General features: G+C 71.2%; 17 protein-coding genes. 9 read left to right on the top strand and 8 right to left on the bottom strand.

The window, feature by feature from the left end; genetic code table 11:
• Positions 1–309: 309 nt before the first annotated feature.
• The 5 genes from ACFRIC_RS32610 to ACFRIC_RS32590 form a co-directional block, all read right to left on the bottom strand.
• Positions 310–927, bottom strand: a complete 618-nt coding sequence (locus ACFRIC_RS32610) for an RNA polymerase sigma factor (protein WP_382793295.1) — start codon at positions 925–927, stop codon at positions 310–312.
• Between the two features lie 219 nt (positions 928–1,146).
• A complete protein-coding gene (locus tag ACFRIC_RS32605) occupies positions 1,147–1,527 on the bottom strand; it encodes a hypothetical protein (RefSeq protein ID WP_382793292.1) in 381 nt (126 codons plus the stop codon).
• Between the two features lie 179 nt (positions 1,528–1,706).
• Entirely contained in the window at positions 1,707–2,279 is a 573-nt protein-coding gene (locus tag ACFRIC_RS32600) for a hypothetical protein (RefSeq protein ID WP_382793289.1), read from the bottom strand.
• Positions 2,280–2,458: 179 nt separating this feature from the next.
• Entirely contained in the window at positions 2,459–3,205 is a 747-nt protein-coding gene (locus ACFRIC_RS32595; RefSeq protein WP_382793286.1) for a DUF4328 domain-containing protein, read from the bottom strand.
• A gap of 144 nt (positions 3,206–3,349) precedes the next feature.
• Positions 3,350–4,984: a glycoside hydrolase family 20 protein gene (locus ACFRIC_RS32590; RefSeq protein ID WP_382793283.1), complete on the bottom strand. Its 1,635-nt coding sequence runs from the start codon at positions 4,982–4,984 to the stop codon at positions 3,350–3,352.
• Between the two features lie 389 nt (positions 4,985–5,373).
• On the opposite strand from ACFRIC_RS32590, the gene ACFRIC_RS32585 reads away from it, so the two are divergent.
• The 5 genes from ACFRIC_RS32585 to ACFRIC_RS32565 all read left to right on the top strand — a co-directional run bounded on the left by ACFRIC_RS32585 (position 5,374) and on the right by ACFRIC_RS32565 (position 9,545).
• Positions 5,374–5,943 carry a 2-oxo-4-hydroxy-4-carboxy-5-ureidoimidazoline decarboxylase gene (locus ACFRIC_RS32585; protein ID WP_382793527.1) on the top strand — a complete coding sequence of 190 codons (570 nt, stop codon included), beginning with the start codon at positions 5,374–5,376 and terminating at the stop codon, positions 5,941–5,943.
• A gap of 167 nt (positions 5,944–6,110) precedes the next feature.
• Positions 6,111–6,491 carry a succinate dehydrogenase, cytochrome b556 subunit gene (gene sdhC, locus ACFRIC_RS32580; protein WP_382793280.1) on the top strand — a complete coding sequence of 127 codons (381 nt, stop codon included), beginning with the start codon at positions 6,111–6,113 and terminating at the stop codon, positions 6,489–6,491.
• Between the two features lie 5 nt (positions 6,492–6,496).
• Positions 6,497–6,988 (top strand): succinate dehydrogenase hydrophobic membrane anchor subunit, encoded by a 492-nt coding sequence (locus tag ACFRIC_RS32575; protein ID WP_382793277.1) that lies wholly within the window; start codon positions 6,497–6,499, stop codon positions 6,986–6,988.
• A gap of 23 nt (positions 6,989–7,011) precedes the next feature.
• The gene (gene sdhA / locus ACFRIC_RS32570) at positions 7,012–8,766 is read left to right on the top strand and encodes a succinate dehydrogenase flavoprotein subunit (RefSeq protein ID WP_382793274.1); all 1,755 of its coding nucleotides are present in this window, start codon (positions 7,012–7,014) and stop codon (positions 8,764–8,766) included.
• Positions 8,766–9,545, top strand: a complete 780-nt coding sequence (locus tag ACFRIC_RS32565) for a succinate dehydrogenase iron-sulfur subunit (protein ID WP_382793271.1) — start codon at positions 8,766–8,768, stop codon at positions 9,543–9,545. The genes sdhA and ACFRIC_RS32565 overlap by 1 nt, the downstream gene beginning before the upstream one ends.
• 89 nt (positions 9,546–9,634) lie before the next feature.
• Here ACFRIC_RS32565 and ACFRIC_RS32560 read toward each other — a convergent pair whose 3' ends face one another.
• Together ACFRIC_RS32560 and ACFRIC_RS32555 are read right to left on the bottom strand one after the other, a co-directional pair.
• Positions 9,635–12,100 carry a DUF4132 domain-containing protein gene (locus ACFRIC_RS32560; RefSeq protein ID WP_382793267.1) on the bottom strand — a complete coding sequence of 822 codons (2,466 nt, stop codon included), beginning with the start codon at positions 12,098–12,100 and terminating at the stop codon, positions 9,635–9,637.
• Positions 12,097–12,489 (bottom strand): hypothetical protein, encoded by a 393-nt coding sequence (locus ACFRIC_RS32555; RefSeq protein WP_382793264.1) that lies wholly within the window; start codon positions 12,487–12,489, stop codon positions 12,097–12,099. Before ACFRIC_RS32555 ends, ACFRIC_RS32560 begins: the two co-directional genes overlap by 4 nt.
• A 90-nt stretch (positions 12,490–12,579) precedes the next feature.
• Here ACFRIC_RS32555 and ACFRIC_RS32550 point away from each other — a divergent pair, with 90 nt between their 5' ends.
• The 4 genes from ACFRIC_RS32550 (at position 12,580) to ACFRIC_RS32535 (ending at position 14,960) form a co-directional block, all read left to right on the top strand.
• The gene (locus tag ACFRIC_RS32550; RefSeq protein WP_382793261.1) at positions 12,580–13,005 is read left to right on the top strand and encodes a VOC family protein; all 426 of its coding nucleotides are present in this window, start codon (positions 12,580–12,582) and stop codon (positions 13,003–13,005) included.
• Between the two features lie 159 nt (positions 13,006–13,164).
• A complete protein-coding gene (locus tag ACFRIC_RS32545; RefSeq protein WP_382793258.1) occupies positions 13,165–13,572 on the top strand; it encodes a hypothetical protein in 408 nt (135 codons plus the stop codon).
• Positions 13,573–13,577: 5 nt separating this feature from the next.
• Positions 13,578–14,093: a thiol-disulfide oxidoreductase DCC family protein gene (locus ACFRIC_RS32540; RefSeq protein WP_382793255.1), complete on the top strand. Its 516-nt coding sequence runs from the start codon at positions 13,578–13,580 to the stop codon at positions 14,091–14,093.
• A gap of 150 nt (positions 14,094–14,243) precedes the next feature.
• Positions 14,244–14,960 carry a TetR/AcrR family transcriptional regulator gene (locus ACFRIC_RS32535; RefSeq protein WP_382793524.1) on the top strand — a complete coding sequence of 239 codons (717 nt, stop codon included), beginning with the start codon at positions 14,244–14,246 and terminating at the stop codon, positions 14,958–14,960.
• A 136-nt stretch (positions 14,961–15,096) separates the two neighbouring features.
• Here ACFRIC_RS32535 and ACFRIC_RS32530 read toward each other — a convergent pair whose 3' ends face one another.
• Positions 15,097–17,511 carry an MMPL family transporter gene (locus ACFRIC_RS32530; RefSeq protein WP_382793521.1) on the bottom strand — a complete coding sequence of 805 codons (2,415 nt, stop codon included), beginning with the start codon at positions 17,509–17,511 and terminating at the stop codon, positions 15,097–15,099.
• Positions 17,512–17,666: the final 155 nt, after the last annotated feature.

Below are 17,666 nucleotides of genomic sequence, written 5' to 3'. Positions count from 1 at the left end.
CCTGTGCGGTTCCACGTCCGGTTCCATCTCCGTCTGCCGCTCCGCCCTGCAACTCCTCGCCGTACCGGGACCGCGCCGCGCGCTCCGCGCCGTACAACGCGCCGGTTCCACGCGACGTCCCGCGCCCGCGGGGCGACACCCCGCCCCGGGCCGTCCCGGCCCCGGACGGCGGCCCGTCCAGGCGGGGCAGCCGTCCTCCGCGTGACGGCCGTCCGCCGTGCACCATCCGTACACCGGTCGAGTTCCTTCCGCCGTACGACGACCCGGCTCCGGACGACGGCGCTCCGCCGGCCGTTCCGGACGTCCTACTCATCCCGACTCCCCCAGCGTCCGGGGCTCCTCATCCGTCACACCCGCGACACCGAGCTGGCGCGCGAGCCGCTTCAGGCCCCGGTGGGCGGAGGTCCGCACCGCGCCCGGCCGCTTGCCGAGCACACGGGCCGCGGCCGGTCCGTCGAGGCCGACGACCACCCGCAGGAGCACGGCCTCGGCCTGGTCGCGCGGCAGGCCGGCGACCAGCTCCAGGGCGTACTCGGTGGACAGGCTCTCCAGTGCCTCGTCCTGTGTGCTGTGTCCGCCGGGCAGGTCCAGCGCGTCCTGCTCGATGGCGGTGCCCCGGGGCCTCACCCGAAGCCTCCGCAGATGGTCCAGCGCGCGGTGCCGGGCGATGGTCGCGGTCCAGCCGCGGAACCCGGCGCCGTCCCCCCGGAACCGCCCCAGGTCCCGGGCTATCTCCAGCCAGGCGTCGGACGCCACGTCCTCGGCGTCGTCGCCGACGATGCCGCGCAGATAGCCCAGCAGTCCGGGCTGCACGATCCGGTACGCGGCCGCGAAGGCGAGCTCGTCGCCCTCCTGCGCCCGCGCCACGGCCACGCCCAGTTCCGCGTCGTACGGCTGCGCGCGGCGGGGTTCCCCTCCCTGGCCCAACACTGTCCTCGTTCGCACCGAGTTCGCCCGAATGTGCCTGCCGGCGCGGCCGTCCGCGCCGACACCCTCATGGTCATCAGCGTCGGGCCCCACGGAAGTGTCACAGTGCGTCAGACACTCTGTCCGGGCACACTGCCGGGCACTCCGTCCAGGCGGGGCGGCCCCGGTCGCGGACGCCGGAGTCCCCCGCCGTCCGGCCGGCGGGACCCCGCGCGGACCTCAGCGGGCGGCCTCACGGCACAGCAGGCGCAGGGAGCCGTCGCCCGCGTAGCAGCGGCGGGCCTCCTCGATCGGGTCCCACAGCCGCCCGTCGGGGGTACGGAGCCAGTGCTCGCCGCCGGTCTCCCACCACTCGGCGCCGGTGTGACGGGCGACCACCTCGCCCGCGTACGCGCCGAATCCGCGCAGCACGCTCTCGACGGCGGCGTACGGGGCCCCGTCCCTGCGTATCTCCTCGATCACGCGGTCGACGCGCCACAGGCTCTGTGCCGAGTAGTCGAGGCGCAGCCTGGCGCCCTCCCGCATGGCCGCGACCGTGTCGGCCGCCCAGCGAACGGGCTTCGTCGCAGCCGAGGGCCGAGTTGCTTGAGTTGCGTTCACATTCGGTAGAGCGCGACGGCGGCCGGATTCGTCACCGCTCCGGGCCGGGGTTCGCGACACCGGCCCAGGACCGCCATGTCCGCCCCAGGACCCTCACAGGAACCCCTCGCGATCAAGGTTTCGGGTGCGCCGGAGCCGTGTCCCCTCCGGCGCACCCTCGCGGGCTCGCACTCCCGGGACTAGGCCCGTCCCCGTGCTCTGCGGGAGACCACCGCTCGCAGGACGCGTCGCCCCTCCGTCGACGCGTCCAGCGCGAGGCGCAGGCCGCCCTTGCCGTGCTCGGCGAGCAGTTCCAGGACGGACACCTGGCGGCGCAGTTCGGCGGCGACGAGCGGGGACATGCCCTCCGTGCGCCCCTCGCGGCGTGCCGTCACGCACGCCTCCGCGTCGTCGGCGTGGTCGAGGAACCGGTGGACCTGCAGAGCCGCCACCGAGCAGGCGTCCGACCAGGCGCGGAGTTCCTCCTCGGAGGGCTTCGCGGGGACGGCGTCCAGCATGCTCCGGGCGAGCAGGGCGGCGTGATCCTCGTCGGTCACGGCCGGCTCGGGGTCCTCCGCGTCCATCTTGGCGCGCGCCTCTTCCAGGCGCGTTCCCCATTCGGCCCAGGTGTCCGCCTCCGCCAGGCTGGCCCACAGGGGCCGCAGGACGTCGTCGTCACCGCCGAGGAGCGGTACACACCGATCCAAACAAGCCAGACCACTCGCCGCCAGACCTCTCTCGTCGGCCCGAGCGATCAGTTCCACCAGACTCATCACGACTCCCTCGAAATGCCTCGACAGGGCGCCCTTGCCTTACGGAGCCCGCACTTCCCCTTACTGCGTGCAACGGACCCGGAGTGTCACAGTGCGAGCCCACCCTGCCGTTCGGGGAGCCGAATGAACAGGTTTTCGGCCAAAGACGCACTCCGGGACCGGCACGCACTCCGCGCCCGTCAGCCGCCGAACACTCCCGGACCCGCCTGGGCCTTCCGGTCCTGCATCCGGGTCAGCTTGAGGACCACGACGATGGCGAGGACGGCGGCCACGCTGTCGAGAGCGTGGGTGAGGGCCAGCCGGCCGGCGCCGTCCCGGACCTCCGCGAACGTATTGGACTCGAGGCTCGGGGTGGAGGCCGCCTGCCCGGCCGACGCGTCGATGACCGAGAGGGCCCACCAGGCATTGAGGAGCCCGTATCCGCTCCGGGCACCCTCCGGGCGGCTCGCGTCCCAGACGTCCTGCATGATCCGGCGGGGGAGCCACAGGTTGACCACCGGGACGAACCAGCCCCAGCGCGCCCAGGCGCGGGACTTGCTCTGCCCGAAGGGACTGAAGACGACGGAATTGTCGCGCACCCGCAGGAACCAGTTCAGGTAGACGACCACGGCCGTGATCAACGCCGCCCTGTGCGCGTGGCCGGCGGCCACGTAGAACGGCTCCGCCACTTCGATCCGATGCCAGACCTCATAGCCGGACGCGCCGTCGGCGGCCGCCCCGACGACGGTGCGCATCGTGAGGTCCGCCCAGATCGCGTAGAGGTCCACGGCGATCGTCAGACCGAGCACCCCGGCCGCCGCTCGGCCGAGGGCGACAGGCGAGCGCAACCGGCCGAACCCGTACGGCGCGAAGGAGCGCGGCGGCGCCGCGGGGTTCCGCGAGGTCGTCGCCCGGGCCCGGCGCTGCGGCGTTGACGGCATGGTCATGCGACCCCCGGAGGTACGGCACCGCGTGGCGGCGCGGAAAGCCGGGCGGCCCCTCCCCAGGGTCACGCCCGGCGTACGGACAGGGCCGGAAGATACGGTTCCGCAGGTCACGGCGTCCAGCCCGTATCGGGGACCGATGCCGCCTCAGCCCAACTGGCCCGCCAGGGACTTGAACTGGGTCCAGGAGAGGGACGGGGTGCGGGGGTCCCAGAGTTTTTGGGACAGGGCGCGCAGCGGCATGCGGATGCCCGCCGCGACCTGGTCCTGGGTCTGGGAGTTCGAGAGGTCGCACCAGACGGCGAAGGACCCGCCGAGGATCTGGGAGTCGTACTTCGCGGACACCGGCGTGGTTCCGCGCAGGACGAGCGGGGTCCACTGCTCGTAGATGCGCTCCCCGGTCGGGTAGACGAAGGTCTGGGGCTCGCCGAGGACGTAGTACAGGTACTCGTCGTTGTAGTTGACGACCTTGCGACCGGCGCTCAGGTACTCCACCGGCTGCCGGGCCCCGATCTCCTTGCCGGTCCAGTACGCCACCCGAAGGCTGCCGTCGGCCGGGACGGTGCTGCTGCGGAAGAAGCCGTCGTTCCAGGCCCGGGCCGTCCGGCCGTGCCCGTGGACCACCTTGGCGCGGTCGTTCAGCCAGCCGGTCGTGAGGTCGGCGACGCCCGCCCCCGCCCCGAACCTGCTCCTCGCCGCGGTGACGAGTTGCGGGAAGGACGCCGCGGGGTCGGCCACCGTCAGGGCCTGGTACTCGTCGCCGCCCAGATGCCAGTCGGTGCCGGGGAACAGACCCGCGTACTCGTTCAGCAGATCGTCGACGATCTTCGCCGAGGCGGGCTTGGAGATGTCCACGGCGCCGCGGACGGGGACGCCCGACACATTGCGGAGCTGGAGATCGGGGTGGGCCGCGATGACCGCGCCGAGGTGACCCGGCGAGTCGATCTCGGGCACGACGGTGATGTGCCGGCTCGCCGCGAGGGCGACGATCCGGCGGACCTCGTCCTTCGTCAGGTGCTGGGCCGACACGATCTCGGGGTGGCTGTCGGACTCGATGCGGAAGCCCTGGTCGTCGGAGAAGTGCAGACCGAGCTGGTTGTACTTCAGATCCCCCAGCTCACGCACCCGGTCCTCGATCCAGGCCGCCGTGAAGTGCTTGCGCGCGATGTCGAGCATGAACCCGCGCACCGGCTTCGCGGGCCGGTCGCGCACGACGCCCTCCGGCGCCGTACCGCCGCCGCGCACCTCCTGCTTGAGCGTGCGCGTGCCGTAGAAGACGCCGGCCTCGGCGGGCCCGGTGACCGTGACCCGGCCGTTCGCGACGGTCAGGGTGTACGACTCCGGGCCCGCCTTGCCCTTGTCGAGGCCCAGTTCGACGTCGCCGGCCTTGGCGGCCCCCCGCCCCGCGTACGTCAGTCCGAGTTCGCCGGCGAGCAGCTTGCCCTCGTCGGCGAGGCCGTCGCCGTCGACGACGACCCGGGCTCCGCGGGCCGGGCGCCAGCCGGGACCGTGGGCCGCGGTGTGCTCGCGCACGGCGGGGATGGTGCGCGGCGCCTTGGAGAGGGGATAACTCCGGGTCGGCGAGGGGCTGGGGACGGACACGGTCCCCGACCGGTCCGCGGACGGCACCCGCGCCCCGGCCGGCCCGCCGCCCCCGTCGGGCCAGACCGCCACGGCCACCACCACGACACCGGCGACCGCCAGACCGGCCGCGACGAGTTTGCCCCGCCCGTTCTGCCCCGACCGCCGCCGACGCGGCGCGCGCCGCCTGCCACTGCTCACTCCGCCACCCTCGTCCCACCGCGCCCGCCGCGCGGCGCTCACCTCAGGGCGCCGACCAGGCGGCGCCCGCTTCACCGTGCCGTCGCCGGGCCGGTCCTGTCCTACAGGTGTACTCCCTCGCCGAGGCGATCACCTCTTCGGAGCACTCCGGCGGACCGGTTCCCCACTCCCACCGCGAACTCTGCCCCGACCGTCACCCGATCCGTCCACCGCATGCTCCGAAACTCTCCCGTGCGGGTGAAATCCGGGCATCCGTCGGACAGGTCCTGACACACCTCGATAGCGTGAGCGGCACAACTTTCACTTCCGCCCCTGCCGAAACACACGTATCGCACGCACGTCATGCTCACCGGACGTCGCGCGTCCCACCCCCACGCCGAGGATCCACGCTGACGTCTCACCGTCTCCCACGCCTCCCCGGCCAGGTCGCCCTCCCCGAGCAGAGGACGGAACCGTCCCCGGTCCGCCTCGACAGGTTCAACTCCGCACCCACCGGAGAGGTCACCCGCGCCCTGCTCACCTGCTGCCGCAGCCTGCGCTGGGTCCACCGTCTGGCCGACCACCGCCCCTACCCGGATCTCGGCGCGCTGCTGGCCGCGGCCGACGAGGCGGCGTACGACCTGACCCCCGCCGACCTGGCCGAAGCCCTGGCCGGCGAGTCGCTCACGCCGCTCCCGGACGGCGCGTACTCCGCCGCCCACACCGCACTGAGCGCCGCGCACGCCGCGTACGAGAGCAGATTCGGACATGTGTTCGTCATCAGTCTGGACGAATTCACCCCCGGCGAGGCCCTCGACCAGGTCCTCGCCGGCATCCGGTCACGCCTGGCGAACGACCCGGAGGAGGAGCGGATCGTCACCGCGGACGAGCTGCGCAGACTGGCCCGCGGGCGGCTGACCCGACTCGTCCGTCAGTTCGCCCACGAGGCACGACCCGCCGACACGCCGCGCCCGGAATAGCCCGAACGTGCCTGATTGATTGCCAGTTTGATCACATTGATAGGGCCGCTGTAAGCGTTCCGACAACACGTCGCTACGATGGCCGGGGCCGGTGGACCGTACCCGGCCGGGCCCGACCGACAGAGAAGCCGGCGCGGCCCCAATCCCCGCTCCCGGAGGGTTCTTCCGTGCCGGCTGGAACGCTGTACCGCGGCCGGGAAGGAATGTGGTCCTGGGTGGCTCATCGAGTCACCGGCGTCCTCATCTTCTTCTTCCTGTTCGTACACGTGCTGGACACCGCTCTCGTCCGTGTCTCCCCCGAGGCCTACGACAAGGTCGTGGCCACGTACAAGACGCCGATCGTCGCGCTGCTGGAGTACGGCCTCGTGGCCGCCATTCTCTTCCACGCGCTCAACGGCCTGCGTGTCATCGCCGTCGACTTCTGGTCCAAGGGCCCGCGCTACCAGAAGCAGATGCTCTGGACCGTCGTCGGTATCTGGGTCGTGCTGATGTTCGGGGCCCTTTACCCCGTCCTCGGTCACGCATTCCGCGAAGTATTCGGGAGCTGACGCAGATGTCCACTACTGACACCGCCGCTTCCGGCATCGGCCCCGTGGAGGGCGCCGGAGACCACTCGGCCTACAGCGTCGACAACCCGGCCCCCTTCATCGAGGCCCCGCGCAAGCGCACCAACAAGACCCCGAAGTCGACCCGCGGCAACTTCGAGATGTACGGCTGGCTCTTCATGCGCCTGTCCGGCATCGTCCTGGTCGTCCTGGTCCTCGGTCACCTGCTGATCCAGCTCGTCCTCGACGGCGGCGTCTCCAAGATCGGCTTCGCCTTCGTGGCCGGCCGCTGGGCCAGCCCGTGGTGGCAGGCCTGGGACCTCGCGATGCTGTGGCTGGCCATGCTGCACGGCTCCAACGGCCTGCGTACCGTCATCAACGACTACGCGGAGCGCACGAACACGCGCCTGTGGCTGAAGGGCCTGCTGTACACCGCCACGGTGTTCACGATCCTGCTGGGCACGCTGGTGATCTTCACCTTCGACCCGAACATCCGCTAGGCACGGGGCTGAGGCAACCACTCATGAAGATCCACAAGTACGACACCGTCATCGTCGGCGCCGGCGGCGCCGGCATGCGCGCCGCCATCGAGGCGACGAAGCGCAGCCGCACCGCCGTGCTGACGAAGCTCTACCCCACCCGGTCCCACACGGGCGCGGCGCAGGGCGGCATGGCCGCCGCGCTCGCCAACGTGGAGGAGGACAACTGGGAGTGGCACACCTTCGACACGATCAAGGGCGGTGACTACCTGGTCGACCAGGACGCCGCCGAGATCCTGGCGAAGGAGGCCATCGACTCGGTCCTCGACCTGGAGAAGATGGGCCTGCCGTTCAACCGGACGCCCGACGGGACGATCGACCAGCGCCGCTTCGGCGGTCACTCCCGCAACCACGGCGAGGCCCCGGTCCGCCGGTCCTGCTACGCCGCGGACCGCACCGGTCACATGATCCTCCAGACGCTGTACCAGAACTGCGTCAAGGAGGGCGTGGAGTTCTTCAACGAGTTCTACGTCCTCGACCAGCTCATCACCGAGGTCGACGGCGTCAAGCACTCGGCGGGCGTCGTCGCCTACGAGCTGGCGACCGGCGAGATCCACGTCTTCCAGGCGAAGTCCGTGATCTACGCGTCCGGCGGCACCGGCAAGTTCTTCAAGGTGACCTCCAACGCGCACACCCTGACGGGTGACGGCCAGGCGGCCGTCTACCGTCGCGGGCTGCCGCTGGAGGACATGGAGTTCTTCCAGTTCCACCCGACCGGCATCTGGCGCATGGGCATCCTGCTGACGGAGGGCGCCCGCGGTGAGGGCGGCATCCTCCGCAACAAGGACGGCGAGCGCTTCATGGAGAAGTACGCGCCGGTCATGAAGGACCTCGCGTCCCGTGACGTCGTGTCCCGCTCCATCTACACCGAGATCCGTGAGGGCCGCGGCTGCGGTCCCGAGGGCGACCACGTCTACCTCGACCTCACGCACCTCCCGCCGGAGCAGCTCGACGCCAAGCTGCCCGACATCACCGAGTTCGCGCGGACCTACCTCGGCATCGAGCCCTACACGGACCCGATCCCGATCCAGCCCACCGCGCACTACGCCATGGGCGGCATCCCGACGAACGTCGAGGGTGAGGTCCTCTCGGACAACACCACCGTCGTCCCGGGCCTGTACGCCGCCGGTGAGGTCGCCTGTGTCTCCGTGCACGGCGCCAACCGCCTCGGCACGAACTCGCTGCTGGACATCAACGTCTTCGGGCGCCGGGCCGGCATCGCGGCCGCGGAGTACTCGGCGAAGGCCGGCTTCGTGGAGCTGCCCGAGAACCCGGCCGAGCAGGTCGTGTCCCAGGTCGAGCGGCTGCGCAACTCCACGGGCACCGAGCGGGTCGCCGCGATCCGCCTGGAGCTCCAGGAGTGCATGGACGCCAACGTGATGGTGTTCCGCACCGAGCAGACGATCAAGACGGCCGTGGAGAAGATCGCGGAGCTCCGCGAGCGCTACAAGAACGTCTCGGTCCAGGACAAGGGCAAGCGGTTCAACACGGACCTGCTGGAGGCCATCGAGCTGGGCAACCTGCTCGACCTGGCCGAGGTCATGGCCGTCTCCGCGCTCGCCCGCAAGGAGTCCCGCGGCGGTCACTACCGCGAGGACTACCCGAACCGCGACGACGTCAACTTCATGCGCCACACCATGGCGTACCGCGAGGTCGGCGACGACGGCACCGAGTCCATCCGTCTCGACTACAAGCCGGTCGTCCAGACCCGCTACCAGCCGATGGAGCGTAAGTACTGATGGCTACTCCCACTCTGGACAAGGCGGACGCGGCCGGCGCACCCGAGCCCGGTTTCGCCGACTCCCCCTACATCACCGCCACGTTCCGCATCCGCCGCTTCAACCCGGAGGTCTCGGCGGAGTCGGTCTGGGAAGACTTCCAGATCCTGATCGACCCCAAGGAGCGTGTCCTCGACGCGCTGCACAAGATCAAGTGGGACGAGGACGGCACGCTCACGTTCCGCCGCTCCTGTGCCCACGGCATCTGCGGGTCGGACGCCATGCGGATCAACGGCAAGAACCGTCTGGCCTGCAAGACGCTGATCAAGGACCTGAACCCCGCGAAGCCGATCACGATCGAGGCCATCAAGGGCCTGACCGTGCTGAAGGACCTCGTGGTCGACATGGACCCGTTCTTCCAGGCGTACCGCGACGTGATGCCCTTCCTCATCTCGAAGGACACCAACGAGCCGACGCGTGAGCGTCTGCAGTCGGCCGAGGACCGCGAGCGGTTCGACGACACCACCAAGTGCATCCTGTGCGCGGCGTGCACGTCGTCCTGCCCGGTGTTCTGGAACGACGGCCAGTACTTCGGTCCGGCCGCCATCGTGAACGCCCACCGCTTCATCTTCGACTCGCGTGACGACGCCGGAGAGCAGCGACTGGAGATCCTCAACGACAAGGACGGTGTGTGGCGCTGCCGCACGACGTTCAACTGCACGGACGCCTGCCCGCGCGGTATCGAGGTCACCAAGGCGATCCAGGAAGTCAAGCGCGCGCTGATCACGCGCCGCATCTGAGGTCGGCCCGTACGTCGAGTGGGCCCCGTTTCCCTCCGGAAGCGGGGCCCACTCGCGTACGGGGCCACGAACGGGCGGAACGGACCCGATCAGAGCTGGCTCAGGATCGTCGGGTCCGTGATGTTCAGGTCGTCGGCCAGCAGCATCGCCTTGCTGAGGATCACCGCGAGCATCCCGTCGCCCTCGAAGGGCAGATAGCCGGTCCGGGGGCCGCCCGCCGCGGACTTCGCGACGATGCACAGGTACTGGTCGTTCGGGCTCATCAGGATGTTGCCCGAGCCCAGGTGGATCTTGTACGTGTGCCGCTCGCCCTTCACCGACAGGAAGCGGCCCTCCAGGGTGCAGCGGTCGGCTATCGCCAGCCGCGGGATCAGCCGGTCGAGCAGGGCGCGGCGGGTCTGCGCGGTCTCGTTCAGATCGCCGAAGCCGTACGACGTCCAGTACTCGCGGAAACGGCCGCCGGGGCCTCCGTCCTGCCAGGTCGGGTCGTTGCCGACGCTGGAGACGCCGACGAACAGGTCCACGTCGCGCAGGACTTCGGACAGGACGAGCGGCGGGATCTCCGTGAGCGGCAGGGGTTCGACGGGGTTCTCGTCCGGGCCGAGCCACATGCGGTACTCGCCGCCGTAGCAGTGCGCCGAGTTCTGCGGGGCGTCGATCGGATAGAAACGGACCTGGTCGGTGCGCAGCCGCAGATAGCTGCCCGACTCGGTGGTGTCCTCGCCGTACTCGCCGTCACCGGTGATCCAGTACTCGGCGCGCAGCCCCCACCGCGGCAGCTCCCGGGTGGCCGGGGGCGCCTCGTCGTCGACGCAGAGCCGGAGCTTGTTGCGCCAGCCCCTGACGGCGGCCAGTGAGTTGAACTGGTGCTGGCGCACGACGTGGGCGGCGAAGCGGTTCGAGTACGTGCCCGTCGCGCGTTCGGCGTCGGTGAGGAGGTAGACCTCGCGGTGGGCCTGCTTGAAGGGCTGGGTGATCTCGTGGCGCTCCAGCCAGTCCCGCCAGGCGACGACCTCGGCGGGCTCCCGGCCGACCGGGTGCCAGAGGGTGACCTCCTCGCCCGAGGTCACCGGGTCGTCGGTGAGGGTGGACAGCGCGCCGTTCGCGAAGCCGACCGGGGTGCCGTCGACCGTCCACAGGAGGCGGCGGGCGAGGGTGCCGACGAGCGGGTGGTCGAGGTAGCGCTCGCGCCAGGTGTCGTACGCCCAGGTGCGCCGGGCGAGGAACTGCCGGTCCAGGCGTTCGGTCTGCGCCGAGAGCATCTTGTCGATGTCCTTGACGGCCGCCTTGAGTTCCTTGAGCTCCTCGGCGTGGTCGCGCCGCACGGCGGCGGGCACGCTCTTGACGGCCTTGCCGCTCGCGTTGCGCCAGCTCAGCGCGGCGCGTGTGCCGTGGACTTCGAGGAGGGCGGTGGTGTCGCCGAGTTCGTGCCGCACCTGCCCGACCTCGGTGAGGCCGTACGCAGGGACGGCCAGCTCCTCGATCTCCTCCCGGGTGAGCCCGAGGGCGGTGGCCTTCGCGTCCAGGAAGCCGTCGACGATCTTGGCGGTGGCCTTGTACGTCACCCGGGTGGCCAGCCTGGCCAGTTCGGCGAGGGCGGCCTCTCCGTCGACGCGGGACAGCGCGATCACACCGGCGTTGGCGACCTTCGGGTTGCGCGGGCCCAGTCCGGCGACCTTCTTCAGGGAGGTCTCGACGAGCGCGCCGAGGGCCCGCGCGGTGTCGGGGTGGGGCGGCAGCAGGGAGACCAGCCAGGCGAGGCCGCGCAGGGCGTCGGCGTTGTACGGGTCGTAGGCGTTGTTGATGTCTGCCTCGTACCCCCGGACCTCCAGCGGGTGGGTGCGGGGGCGGCCGACGAGGGCGAGCCAGGACAGCGCGGCGGCGCGGACCCGGTCGGCGCCGAGGGCCTCGACGAGGGCGCGGGCCCGCTGGTCCCACGCGGCGGAGGGCTTGGAGGCGGTGGCGGTCGTCAGATGGGTGAGCAGGGCCTGCTCGTCGGGTGTGGAGGAGTCGCTCATGGCCCGTTCGGCCCATTCCTCGCCGACGTTGAGAACGGGGTTCGTGAGCTTCTTCAGCAGAGCCGCGATGAACGTGCGGCGGTAGGTGTCCATGCCGGTGCGGCGGAGGACCGCGACGACGGTCGGGTCGAGGTCGCGGCCGGCCGCCAGTTCGGCCTCGGCCAGGAGGTCGATCCGTGTCGCCGACCAGAGGGTGTTCTGCCGGCCGAATTCCCTGAGCTGCCCGGCCCGTTCGTCGGCGAGCGGCTCCTCCGGGAGGCCGTGCGAGATCGCGGCGAGGACGGTCAGCACCTGGTTGCGGGGTTCCGATCTGCCGCCGACCGTGTGATAGCCCGCCGCGAGAGCGCCGGCCAGCCTTTCGCGCTGGTCGGCGGGGAGCGCGGCCAGCAGGTCGAGCATCTCGCCCCAGCCGGTGCCCCATTGGACGGTGTTGACCAGGGCGGCCCGCAGGAGGTCGGTGGCGAGCCCGCCCATGTTGCCCTGGGCCGCGTTCGAGCGGATCCATCCCAGTTGCTTCCTGGTGTCGGCCATCGTCATCCCCCCACCAGCGCGACGAGCTTGAGGAAGGTGACCTCGGTGCCCAGGACCAGCTCGATCTCCTCGTCGAGGTCGGTCACCTGACGCTCCCCCACGAGCACCAGGAAGCCGTTCCCCGCGAACGCCTCGAGCGCCAGCTCGCTCTGCGCCTCGGGGTCGATCCGGCGAGGCGTGCGCAGCGCGTAGCCGTTCAGCACGCGCTCGGTGTCCTCGGGCTGCACGAGCCCCTGGAACACCGCCGGCATGCTCGCGTTGTACTCGGCGACCTCCTGGAAGACCCGCCGCCGGATCAGCTCACGCACCGCGAGCCGCTCCTCGGCGATCTCGACGGCCCAGCCCGAGCCCCGCCCCCCACTGGTCGTCTCGTCGACGAACGTCACCATTCCCATGCCGCCGAGAGTACGAGCCCCCACTGACAACCGGTCCCCGGCCCCGGGTCGTTCCGGGGCGCCACCCCTCCCCGCTCCTAACCTGATGGCATGTCAGATGACGTGTCACGCGAGTCGTGCGAGTTGCTCGGGATCGACAACGTGCTGTTGCCCGTCGGGGATCTCGGTGAGGGTGTGGGGTTCTACGAGCGGGCCGGGTTCGTGTCGGCGTTCCGGCTGGACGAGGCCGGGATCGCGGTGCTGAGGGTGGGCAAGGAGACGCCCGGGGTGCTGCTGCGGCTGGACCGGGAGCTGAGCCACCGGCCGCCCCCGTGGGCGTCGCCGCGGCTGTGGGTGGAGGTTCCGGACGCCCGCGCGGCGGCCCGCTCCCTGGCCGCCGCGGGCGTCGCCGTCCTCGACGCGCCCTTCTCCGGCGCCACCGGCTGGACCGTCGAGATCGCGGACCCCTGGGGCAACGTCATCGGTTTCACCGACTACACCAAGCGGCCCGAACTGGCCCGCGGGGCGCGGGGATAGCCCGGGAGGCGCCGGCCTCGCGACGCCGGCGGCCGGGCGGGCACCCCGCGGTCCGGGCGGCGGTGCCCGCCCACCCCGGATCCGACTTGAACATGTTCAAAAGGAGGTCTACATTCATCCCAGACAGCGTTTTGAACGCGTTCAAGAAGGGGTGGGGACATGGACCTCACAGTCGTCGCTTACGTCATCTACCTGCTGGTCAGCATCGCGCTGACGGTCTGGGTGGCGCGCACGCTGAGCCACAACGGACGGATCTTCCTGTCGGACGTCCTGCACGGCGACGAGAAGCTCGCCGACGCCGTCAACCACCTGCTGGTGGTGGGCTTCTACCTCGTCAACCTCGGCTTCGTCGCCCTCTATCTGCACCAGAGCGACGAGATCTCCGACGCCCGCGAGATCTTCGAGGCCCTGTCGACCAAGCTGGGCGTCGTCCTGCTGGTCCTCGGCGTCATGCACCTGGGCAACGTCTACGCCCTCAACAGGATCCGGCGGCGGGGTGTCATGGAGCGCGAGCAGACGCCGCCGGTACGGCCGACCGACTGGGTCGCGCCCACGGCCGGGGCGTGAGACCGGTGACCGCCGCAGCGGCCACCCGGGACCGGGACGCGGCACGCGTCCCGGTCCTCGGGCTCACCGTCCTCTACGACGCGCGCTGCTCGCTGTGCGCGTTCCTGAAGAAGTGGCTCTCCGGGCAGGCGCAGCTCGTACCGCTGCGGTTCGTGCCGGCCGGTTCGGAGGAGGCCGCCCGGAGCTACCCCGGGCTCGACCAGCGCGCCACCCTGGACGAGATCACCGTCGTGGGGGACGGCGGACAGGTCTACCAGGGAGCCGCCGCCTGGATCGTCACCCTCTGGGCGCTGCGCGACTTCCGGCCGCTGGCCCACCGGCTGAGCACGCCCGCGGGCGCGCGGCTGGCCAGGGGCGCGACCCTCGCCGCCGCCAAGTGGCGCGAGGCGCAGGCGTCGCGGCGGTGGCGCGGCGGCGCGTACGAGTGGGGCGACGGCTGGAGCTACCACCCGACCGCCGGATGGACCTTCGAGCCGCCCGCCTGCGACAGCGGCGGATGTACGACGGTTCCCAGTCGTTAGGCTCGTCCCGTGCCAGCACCGAAAGACAGCCCCGGCCCCATCGGTTCCACCGAGCCCAGCGCGGCCTCCGAGCCCGCCGAGTCCCCGGGCAAGGAGGCGAAGAGCCCGGCCAAGAGCGAACAGACCCGGGCCCTGATCCTGGAGACGGCGATGCGGCTGTTCCAGGAACGGGGGTACGACAAGACGACGATGCGAGCCATCGCCCAGGAGGCCGGGGTCTCCGTCGGCAACGCGTACTACTACTTCGCCGGCAAGGAACACCTGATCCAGGGCTTCTACGACCGGATCGCCGCCGAACACCAGGAGGCGGTCCGGGAGGTGCTGGACCGCGAGACGGACCTGGAGGCGCGGCTCGGCGGCGTCCTGAAGGTGTGGCTGGACATCGCCACGCCGTACCACGAGTTCGCCGTGCAGTTCTTCAAGAACGCCGCCGACCCGGACAGTCCGCTCAGCCCCTTCTCCCCCGAGTCGGAGCACGCGCGCCGCGAGGCGATCAGCGTCCACAAGGAAGTGCTGGCCGGCGCGAAGACCAAGGTGCCGGAGGAACTGCGGGAGGTGCTGCCCGAGCTGATGTGGCTCTCCCAGATGGGGCTCGTCCTGTACTGGGTCTTCGACCGCACCGAGGGCCGCGAACGCAGCTACCGGCTCGCCGAGCGCGGGGCGCGTCTGACGGCGCGCGGGGTCTCGCTGGCCCGCTTCCGGCTGCTGCGGCCCCTCGTCCACGAGGTGCACGAACTGTTCACGGACTTCCTGCCGGGCATGACGAAGGCCCTGCCCGACCCGGCGAAGAAGACGGACCGGGAGCCCGCGGATCCGGCGAGGAGGACGCGCCGAGGCACCACCGACCCGGCGGAGGACACCGACTGAGGTCCCGGCCGCCCCGGCGAGGAGACGGACCCCGTGCCCGCGCCCCGGCCAGGACGACCGGACGGGGCACGGGGGCGCCCGACGAAGCGGGCGCCCCCGTACCCCGGGACCGTTCGACAACCGGAAACCGGCGGCCTCAGTTGACCGCGTCGGCGTCCACCTCTCCCTGGACCAGTTCCACGTCGTGCACCAGCGGCTCCTCGGTCACGACGACGTGCCGGGCCCGCGCCCCGTACGAACGGGCCGTCGCGGACAGCAGATACGTCCCCGGGGCCGGGACCGAGACGATGTAGGAACCGTCGGCCAGCGAGGTCACCCGGTCGAGCTGCCGGCCTCCCTTGGACAGCAGCGTGAGGACCGCCCCGTCGACGGGCTCGCCCTCCGCGTCACGGACGAAGCCGTGCACGGCCGAGGCACCGCCGCCGGCCGGCGCAGCGTCCTCGGCCGGCTCCTCCGCGGGCTCCACCGCCAGATGCGGCAGCCGCTTGTCCAGCCACGCCGGCAGCCACCAGTTGGAGTCGCCGAGCAGATGCATCGCGGCGGGCACCAGGGCCGTACGCAGGATGAAGGCGTCCAGGGCGACCGCGGCCGCGAGGCCGACCCCCGCCATCGCCGCTCCCGCGTCCCCGCTCAGGACGAAGGCGAGGAAGACGCACACCATGATCAGGGCGGCCGAGTTGATGACCCGGCCGGTCTCGGCCAGCCCGACCCGCACCGCGCGCGCGTTGTCCCTCGTGTGCACCCACTCCTCGTGCATACGGCTGACCAGGAACACCTGGTAGTCCATGGAGAGGCCGAACAGCAGCGAGAGCATGATGACGGGCAGGAAGGCGTTGATCGGACCCTCCTTGCCGAGGCCCAGCAGGTCCAGGCCCCAGCCCCACTGGAAGATCGCGACCAGGACGCCGAAGGACGCGGCGGCCGCGATCAGGTTCATCAGCGCGGCCGTCAGCGGGACCACCAGGGAGCGGAACGCGATCAGCAGGAGCAGGAAGCCGAGCCCGATGATCGTGGCGACGAACCACGGCAGGCGGTCGCCGGTGATCGTGGCGAAGTCCTTCGACACGGCGGTGACCCCGCCGACGTGGGCGGTCGCCCCGGTGTCCGGGATCACCCGGTCCCGCAGGGTGTCGATGAGCCGGTCGGTCTTCACCGACTGCGGTGACGTCGTCGGCACGACCTGGATCACCGTGACACCGTTGGCGGGCGGCAGCGCGGCGACCGCGGCGACCCCGGGCGTGCCGCCGATGCTCTTCGCCAGGGCCCCGGTGTCACCCGCGGTCACGACCACCTGGAGCGGACCGTTGAAGCCGGGTCCGAAGCCCTCGGCGAGCAGGTCGTAGGCCTGCCGGGTCGTCGTTGTGCCGTCGTCGTTGCCCTGGTCGGTGGCGCCGAGGTGCAGCGACAGCACGGGGAGCGCGAGGACCGCCATCACGGCGAGCGCGACGGCGGCGATCGTACGGGGGCGGCGCTGCACGGTCATCGACCAGCGGGCCGCGGCCCCGCTCGCCCGCTCCGGCTCCGGGCCCCGGTCCGCCAGTTTGCGCCGCTGGCGGCGGCTGAGCACCCGGGTGCCGAGGACGCCGAGGAGCGCGGGCAGCAGCGTGGTGGCGGCGAGCACGCTGAACACGACGGTCAGGGAGGTACCGATGACCACACCGTCCAGGAAGCGCAGGTTCGTCACGAGCATGCCCGCGAGCGCGATGCACACCGTTCCGCCCGCGAACAGCACCGCCCGACCGGAGGTGTTGAGGGCGACGACCGCCGACTCCTCGGGCGCCAGGCCTCGCAGGAGACCGCGCCGGTGCCGGGTGACGATGAACAGCGCGTAGTCGATGCCGACACCGAGGCCGATCAGGGTGGCCAGCAGCGGGGCCAGATCCGGGATGTCCGTGGTGTGACTGAGCAACTGCGTGGAGAACAGGCCCGTACCGACCCCGAAGACCGCGATGCCGATCGGCAGCAGCATGGCGAAGAGCGAACCGAAGGCGAGGAAGAGGACGACCGCCGCGGCCAGGATGCCGACCATCTCGGCCAGCCCGGTGGGCGGCTCCTGCACCCGCTGGATCGCCTGACCGCCCAACTCCACCTGGAGTCCGGCCCGTTCGGCACCCTGCGCGGTGTCGACGACGTCCTGCACCAGTTCCTTGGGTACGGCGTTGGCCTGCTCGGTGAAGGTGATCTGGGCGTACGCGATCGTGCCGTCACGGCTGATCTGCGCGGCCCCCTGCTCGCCCTGGTACGGACCCGCGACCCGGCCCACGCCCTTCATGCCCGCGATCTCGTCCAGCACCGGCTGGATCCGGTCGCGCACGGAGGCGTCCCGGACCGTTCCGTCCGCGACCTTCCACACCACCGTGTCCGTGTCCCCCGCGCTGTCGGGGAAGGCCTTCTCCATCTGGTCGTACGCACGCTTGGAGTCCGTGTTCGGAAGGGAGAACACGTTCGCGTAGTCCGTGCCCGCGGTGGTCGCCGCGAACCCGAGACCGAACAGCGCACCCACCCACAGCAACAGGACCACCAGCCGGTGCCGATAGCACCACCGTGCCAATACCGCCACGTTCAACGCTCCTTAGTCGGTCGGTCCCCCAGGTCCTGGTCACCAGGATTCGTGTCCGGCCGCGCCGGTGGACACGACCCGCCCATGACTCTCAAGGAACTCCAAGGAGCGAACGGCCCAAGCCGTCGACGGCCCCGCCGATACTG

Source organism: Streptomyces sp. NPDC056738 (genome assembly GCF_042790435.1).
Lineage (GTDB): Bacteria > Actinomycetota > Actinomycetes > Streptomycetales > Streptomycetaceae > Streptomyces.
The sequence above is the reverse complement of the archived record's forward strand: the minus strand, read 5'-3'. Positions and strand labels throughout refer to the sequence as shown.

What these genes read in the sequence shown, in the direction of transcription:
- ACFRIC_RS32595 (WP_382793286.1), bottom strand. Translation starts at nt 3,205, where the DNA reads ATGACCATGCCGTCAACGCCGCAGCGCCGGGCCCGGGCGACGACCTCG.
- ACFRIC_RS32565 (WP_382793271.1), top strand. Translation starts at nt 8,766, where the DNA reads ATGGCTACTCCCACTCTGGACAAGGCGGACGCGGCCGGCGCACCCGAG.
- ACFRIC_RS32560 (WP_382793267.1), bottom strand. Translation starts at nt 12,100, where the DNA reads ATGACGATGGCCGACACCAGGAAGCAACTGGGATGGATCCGCTCGAAC.
- ACFRIC_RS32550 (WP_382793261.1), top strand. Translation starts at nt 12,580, where the DNA reads ATGTCAGATGACGTGTCACGCGAGTCGTGCGAGTTGCTCGGGATCGAC.
- ACFRIC_RS32545 (WP_382793258.1), top strand. Translation starts at nt 13,165, where the DNA reads ATGGACCTCACAGTCGTCGCTTACGTCATCTACCTGCTGGTCAGCATC.
- ACFRIC_RS32555 (WP_382793264.1), bottom strand. Translation starts at nt 12,489, where the DNA reads ATGGGAATGGTGACGTTCGTCGACGAGACGACCAGTGGGGGGCGGGGC.
- ACFRIC_RS32535 (WP_382793524.1), top strand. Translation starts at nt 14,244, where the DNA reads ATGCGGCTGTTCCAGGAACGGGGGTACGACAAGACGACGATGCGAGCC.
- sdhA (WP_382793274.1), top strand. Translation starts at nt 7,012, where the DNA reads ATGAAGATCCACAAGTACGACACCGTCATCGTCGGCGCCGGCGGCGCC.
- ACFRIC_RS32575 (WP_382793277.1), top strand. Translation starts at nt 6,497, where the DNA reads ATGTCCACTACTGACACCGCCGCTTCCGGCATCGGCCCCGTGGAGGGC.
- ACFRIC_RS32600 (WP_382793289.1), bottom strand. Translation starts at nt 2,279, where the DNA reads ATGAGTCTGGTGGAACTGATCGCTCGGGCCGACGAGAGAGGTCTGGCG.